Annotated in this window: 2 protein-coding genes and 1 pseudogene; all 3 read right to left on the bottom strand. The window is 72.6% G+C overall.

Going from position 1 to position 2,497, the window contains the following annotated elements; genetic code table 11:
- Nucleotides 1-96 precede the first annotated feature (96 nt).
- The gene (locus tag G6023_RS14310; RefSeq protein WP_182636139.1) at nt 97-1,068 is read right to left on the bottom strand and encodes an esterase/lipase family protein; all 972 of its coding nucleotides are present in this window, start codon (nt 1,066-1,068) and stop codon (nt 97-99) included.
- A complete protein-coding gene (locus G6023_RS14305) occupies nt 1,065-2,141 on the bottom strand; it encodes an NAD(P)H-dependent amine dehydrogenase family protein (protein ID WP_182636137.1) in 1,077 nt (358 codons plus the stop codon). The genes G6023_RS14310 and G6023_RS14305 overlap by 4 nt, the downstream gene beginning before the upstream one ends.
- A gap of 65 nt (nt 2,142-2,206) precedes the next feature.
- Nucleotides 2,207-2,497, bottom strand: a pseudogene (locus G6023_RS14300) (aa3-type cytochrome oxidase subunit I); the annotation flags it as partial.

The following is a 2,497-nucleotide window of genomic DNA, read 5'->3' as shown; positions in this document are numbered from 1 at the left end:
CGGGAGCGGCCGCCGCCGTGGGCGCGGCAGCCGCGGGGACGGGGGCGACGACGACGAGGGCTGCCGCCGCGAGCAGTCCCGCGATCCCGGTCCGGTTCACGATCCCGGCGGCGTGGGAATCGGTCCCAGGTAGGGGGCGACCGCCTCACACCGCGGTTCACGCGGGTCGGCGGGGTCGAGGGCGTTGAGCACGAAGTCCACGGTCCGGGGATCCGAGGCGATGGCCAGGTGCTCGGCCCGGTTCTGCTCACACCCGTCCTGGATGGTGATGTTGGTGGCCCGCGGGCCCTCGACCACACCGGAGGTGTACGGCCGGACCAGCTGGTCGTACCGGGTCACGAGGTTGAGGTAGGTCACGCCCGGCGCATAGGGGGTGCCACCCGACCACAGGAGTTCGAGCGTCTCCGACCCGGCGGCCATCTGGCCGAGGGACGGAGCGATCTCGACCGCACGTCCGCGGTCCCCGCTGGCCAGGGCGGTGCCGATCGCCCCGGACCCGGTCCCGCGGGAGCCGTGCCACAGCGGGGCTATCGCGGCGACGGTGTTCACCTTGCCGGGTCGGCCGACCTTGGCGACCAGGCCGGAGACGAGCGTCCCCTGCGAGTGGCCGACGAGGTCGACCTGCTCGGCACCGGTCGAGGCGAGGACGCGGTCGACGAACTCGCCGACCTGCGGCACCGAGACCTCCGTGATGTCCGACAGGCCGCCCAGGAGACTGACCGGCCACGGCTGACCGGGCAACGCCCCGTAGGTGAGCGTGTAGACGCAGTAGCCCTCGTTGTGCAGCAGCGGCCCGTAGGTGGCCCAGTTGGTGACCACGCCGCCCCAGGTGCCGTGGACCAACACCACGGGGCGCGGCTTGTCGGCGGTGGGGCGGCACGACCAGTCGTTGGCCCCGGGCAGCTCCGCCCCCGGGGCGGTGAGCGCCCGGGCGGCCCCGGAGAAGAGGGAGTACGGCACCGGCAGCGGTGCCCGTCTCGACGGGTCGGTGGCGTTCGCGGCGCCCACGCCCGTCACCGCGAGGAGGGCGGCGCCGGTGACGGCCAGGGCGGCCCGCAGGGTTCTCATCTGGTCATTAAGCCACGCCCGGTGATCATCGGGAGGTCCTTCGCGTACACGAGTCCCGGCGCCGCCGCCACGACCGCCTCCACCGAGTTGACCAGCCGCATCGCGGTGACGAGCATGCCGGAGACGTTGTGATCGCCGTGCTCGGCGTGGTGTCCGAACTCCACCCGCATCGCGGGCTCGCCGGTGATCTCGATGCGGTAGCAGCCGTCGCCGTGGTCCGGGCGCGGCCAGTCGGGGGCCTGGTCGTGGACAGTGCGAGTGACGTGCTCCAGGACGATGCGGTCCTCGCCGTCGACCTGCCCCACCACCTCGAACCGCAGCGCGGCCTGCGTCCCCTCCGGGACCTCGCACGCAAGCAGGGTCAGGTCGCGGTCCGCGGGCAGGCGCTCGTGTCGCTCCAGGAGCGGTTCGTCGAGGGTGACGTCGAGGGCGGCCGCGAGCTGGCGGACCACCGATCCCCAGCCCGCCGCGAGCATCCCCGGACGCAGCAGTGGCGGCAGCGAGTCCATGGGCCCGCCGAAACCGAACAGTCGCCGCATGGTCTCACCCTGGTGGTACACGGAGTAGTCGGCGATCTCGCCCACGCGGATGTGGTCGATCCGCCGGGACAAGCTGGTCATGGCCAGCGGCAGGACGTCGTTGGCGAAGCCGGGGTCGATGCCGTTGACGTGCAGTGTGGCGCCGCCTTCACGTCCGGCGGCGGCGAGCTCGGAGATCATCTCCTCGGGCAGGGTGCCGTGCGGGTACTGCAGCAGCACCGGACCGGAGGCCACCACGTCGATACCGGCGCGCAGGAAGCGGCAGAAGTCGGAGATCGCGTCCACGAACCGCGTCTCGGTCTCGGCGGTGTAGACCACCGCGTCCGGGTCCAGCGCGAGCAGCGCGTCAGTGTCATCGGTGGACGCGATACCCAGGTCGCGGTCCACCCCGGCGAGTCGCCCGGCGTCCACGCCGACCTTGGCCGGGTCGGAGACGAACACGCCCACCAGGTCCAGCTCGGGCCGGGCGGCGATCGCCTCGACTGCCATCCGGCCCAGATACCCCGTCGACCATTCCACTACCCGGATCGTCATGGGCACCGACCCTATCCGCCGCCCCCCACCGGCGGATGGCCCTTCCGGCGGACCGCCCACGGCGCTCACCTGTCATGTGGCGAGGGCCCGCGCTCCCCGACGTCCTTCGCGGCGTCCGGGTCCTGGGCCCGGGGACGGCCCCCGACGTGGGCCTCCGCCCGCATCCGCTCGCTCATGTGCGGGTAGTGCAGCTCGAACGCGGGGCGCTCGGAGCGGATCCGGGGCAGCGTCACGAAGTTGTGGCGCGGCGGCGGGCAGGAGGTCGCCCACTCGAGGGAGTTGCCGAAGCCCCACGGGTCATCGACCGTGACGATCGGGCCGTAGCGCCAGCTCTTGATGATGTTCCAGATGAACGG

Origin of the sequence: Dietzia sp. DQ11-71 (assembly GCF_014144995.1) — a bacterium.
In the GTDB taxonomy this organism is placed as follows: domain Bacteria; phylum Actinomycetota; class Actinomycetes; order Mycobacteriales; family Mycobacteriaceae; genus Dietzia; species Dietzia kunjamensis.
Note: the sequence above shows the minus strand (reverse complement) of the source record. Positions and strands in the feature narration are given on the sequence as shown.